At 62.2% G+C, this 3,289-nt stretch carries 5 protein-coding genes; all 5 read left to right on the top strand.

The window, feature by feature from the left end:
• Positions 1 to 792 (top strand): AAA family ATPase (locus tag FLM9_RS01825; RefSeq protein WP_143324551.1); only part of this gene is annotated, 792 nt, incomplete at its 5' end.
• A gap of 50 nt (positions 793 to 842) precedes the next feature.
• Entirely contained in the window at positions 843 to 1,091 is a 249-nt protein-coding gene (gene secE, locus FLM9_RS01820) for a preprotein translocase subunit SecE (protein ID WP_074456990.1), read from the top strand.
• A 25-nt stretch (positions 1,092 to 1,116) separates the two neighbouring features.
• Positions 1,117 to 1,752: a transcription termination/antitermination protein NusG gene (gene nusG, locus FLM9_RS01815; protein ID WP_074456989.1), complete on the top strand. Its 636-nt coding sequence runs from the start codon at positions 1,117 to 1,119 to the stop codon at positions 1,750 to 1,752.
• A gap of 56 nt (positions 1,753 to 1,808) precedes the next feature.
• Positions 1,809 to 2,234, top strand: a complete 426-nt coding sequence (gene rplK / locus FLM9_RS01810) for a 50S ribosomal protein L11 (protein ID WP_074456988.1) — start codon at positions 1,809 to 1,811, stop codon at positions 2,232 to 2,234.
• An 89-nt stretch (positions 2,235 to 2,323) separates the two neighbouring features.
• Positions 2,324 to 3,037, top strand: a complete 714-nt coding sequence (rplA, locus tag FLM9_RS01805; RefSeq protein ID WP_074456987.1) for a 50S ribosomal protein L1 — start codon at positions 2,324 to 2,326, stop codon at positions 3,035 to 3,037.
• Positions 3,038 to 3,289 lie beyond the last annotated feature (252 nt).

Below are 3,289 nucleotides of genomic sequence, written 5' to 3'. Positions count from 1 at the left end.
GGCTCGTTTCTCTTCCTAGGACCCACCGGCGTGGGCAAGACGGAGTTGGCCCGGGCCTTGGCGGCGGCGCTGTTTGACCAGGAGGATGCCCTGGTGCGGCTGGACATGTCCGAGTACATGGAGCGCAATGCGGTGGCTCGCCTGTTGGGGGCACCGCCAGGGTACGTGGGCTATGAAGAAGGGGGACAGCTCACGGAAGCCATTCGCCAGCGCCCCTATGCGGTTGTGCTCCTGGACGAGGTGGAAAAGGCCCATCCCGACGTGTTTAACCTGCTACTCCAGGTGCTGGACGATGGCCGCTTGACGGACTCCCAGGGCCGCGCCATCAATTTTCGTCACACGGTCCTGGTGATGACCAGCAACATTGCCAGCCGCCAAATCCTGGCCGCCAGCAGTGGATCGGACGGGGAGCAGGAACTGGAGGCAGCCATTGACCAGGCCCTCAAGGCCAAATTCCGCCCGGAATTCCTCAACCGGATTGACGAGGTGGTCCGTTTCCGCCCCCTGGGACCGGAGCAGATCCGCCCCATTGTGGAACTCCAGCTCCAGGAGCTGGGGCAGCGGCTGGCGGAGCAGAATCTCCACTTGCAGGTGGATGGGGAGGTGGTGAAAGCCCTGGCTCAGGATGGATACGACCCGGAGTTCGGAGCGCGCCCGTTGCGCCGTCTGCTGCGGCGACGCCTGGAAAATCCCCTCGCCATGGAAGTGTTGGGGGAGCGCTTCACCGATGTACACGGGGTGCGCGTGCAACTCTGCGGTGATGGCACGCTGGAGTTCGTTGCCCTGCGCTGAAACGTCTTTACCGTTAAAGTGGCGCAGCAGAACCCCGTCCTGATTCTAATTTGTCTGCCCAATCCAATTCCAGCGCTGCCCCCTCTCCGGATGTTGACTTCCCGGTGGAGGAACCTGCTGTTCGTCAGCCGTTCTTCTCCCGGGTGCTGGCGGAGTTGGGGCGGGTGGTGTGGCCCAGCCGTCAGCAACTGTTCAGTGAGTCCGTTTCCGTCATCCTGATGGTGGCCATGTCGGCGGCAGTGGTGGCGGCCTCCAACCGTTTGTTCTCCTGGATTGCAAACCGGGTCTTCCTCGGTTGAGTTCCTTCCTCTCCGAATCCATACCATGGCGTCTGAATCCTTCCCCCCCGCCGACAGGCCGGAGTCTCCCCAGCCCCAGCAGCGCTCGAATTTGGACAAAGCAGCCCGTTGGTACGGGGTGCAGGTGGCCTCCAGTTGCGAGAAGAACGTCAAGGCCACTCTTGAGCAGCGGGCCATCACCTTGGGAGTGGGCAATCGCATCCTGGAAATCGCCATTCCCCAAACACCCGCCATCAAGGTGAAAAAAGACGGCAACCGCCAGGTCATCGAGGAGAAGGTCTTCCCCGGTTACGTGCTGGTGCGCATGGTGCTGGACGATGAAACCCAGTCTGCGGTGCGCACCACACCCAACGTCATCAATTTCGTTGGCGCCGAGGAGCGGCGGGCCACCGGCAGAGGTCGTGGTCACGTGAAGCCCATGCCCCTCACCCAAAAGGAGGTGAACCGCATCTTCCGCCGCACCCAGGAGCGCAAGCCCATGGTGAAAGTCCACCTCACCGAAGGGGATCAGATCCGGGTGGTTGACGGGCCGTTCAAGGACTTTGAGGGGGAGGTGATCGAGGTGTCCGGAGAGCGCAACAGGCTCAAGGCCCTGCTCTCCATCTTTGGCCGCGATACTCCTGTGGAGCTGGAGTTCTCCCAGGTGGCCAAGCAGGAGTGAGCTGTTCCGGTTTTAGGGTATTCCACTTTCCCCTCTCTCATCGGTCCCCCATTGTTATGGCAAAGAAAGTCACGGCGCTGATCAAGCTGGCGCTCAACGCGGGCAAAGCCAACCCGGCGCCTCCCGTAGGGCCGGCCCTGGGTCAGCACGGGGTGAACATCATGGCGTTCTGCAAGGAGTACAACGCCAAAACCCAGGACAAGGCGGGGATGGTCATCCCCGTGGAGATTTCCGTCTACGAGGACCGAAGCTTCTCCCTGGTGCTCAAAACACCGCCAGCATCCGTGCTCATCAGCAAGGCGGCCAACATTGAAAAGGGCTCCGGCCATTCCTCCAAGGGCCAGGCCGGCAGCATCACCACGACCCAGCTTGAGGAGATCGCCAAGACCAAGCTGCCCGACCTCAACTGCCACACCGTGGAGTCCGCCATGCGGATCATTGCCGGCACGGCCCGCAACATGGGCGTGGCCGTGCAGGACTGATGCCACCCGGGCTTGCCCCTAAAATGACTCCTTCACCTTTGCGGGGAGAACTGACCTGAAGCAGTTCGTTTGCACCCCAACCCAAGACCATGCCAAAACTATCCAAACGCCTCGTTGCCGCTGCCGCCAAAGTGGAGCAGCAGGCTTATGAACCCCGTGCCGCCTTGGCCCTGGTGAAGGAGAACGCCACAGCCAAGTTCGACGAAACCATGGAGGCCCATGCCCGCCTGGGCATCAACCCCAAATACGCCGACCAGCAGTTGCGCACCACGGTGGTCCTGCCCAAGGGCACGGGCCAGAAGGTGCGGGTGGCGGTGATCACCCGGGGCGAACAACTGGCCGTGGCCAAGGCTGCCGGTGCCGACCTGGTGGGAGAAGAGGATCTGATCAACGCCATTGCCGGCGGGACCATGGCGTTCGATCTGCTGCTGGCAACGCCGGACATGATGCCCAAGGTGGCACGACTGGGCAGGGTTCTGGGTCCTCGGGGATTGATGCCCAACCCCAAAACCGGCACCGTCACCAGCAATTTGCAGTCCGCCATCAAGGAGTTCCAGGCGGGCAAGCTGGAGATGCGCGCCGACAAGACGGGCATTGTGCATGTGCGTTTTGGCAAGGCTAGTTTCTCCCCCGAGCATCTGCTGGTGAACTTGAAAGCCGTGCAGGACACCGTAGACCGCAATAAGCCCGGTGGTGCCAAGGGCCGCTACTGGAAAAGCCTTTACGTCAGCTCCAGCATGGGGCCGTCCGTGGAAGTTGACGTGCCGGCGCTCCAGGATCTTGTGGTGGAGGACGCAGGCTGAGGCGCCGGGGCGGGGTGCTGTGTAGACTGTTGCCCTCTGGCGAACGCCAGAGTCAGTGTACCCACCCTGAGTAGCGTCTGAGCCGCCACCGTTGGCGACTCCGGTGCAAACCGAAGACAGCAGGTGCCATCCGCCATGGATGAGGTAATTCCTGCCCAGGTCTGCGCAACTGTAGAGCCGGTGCCCCCCAAGGGCGCTCAGGCGCCATCAGATTTCGTTGACCTTGCGTTCGGGGCGGGGTGCCTGCTGTTG

The organism is Candidatus Synechococcus spongiarum (assembly GCF_900047545.1).
Classification (GTDB): Bacteria; Cyanobacteriota; Cyanobacteriia; order PCC-6307; family Cyanobiaceae; genus Synechococcus_B; species Synechococcus_B spongiarum_C.
The sequence above is the reverse complement of the archived record's forward strand: the minus strand, read 5'-3'. Positions and strand labels throughout refer to the sequence as shown.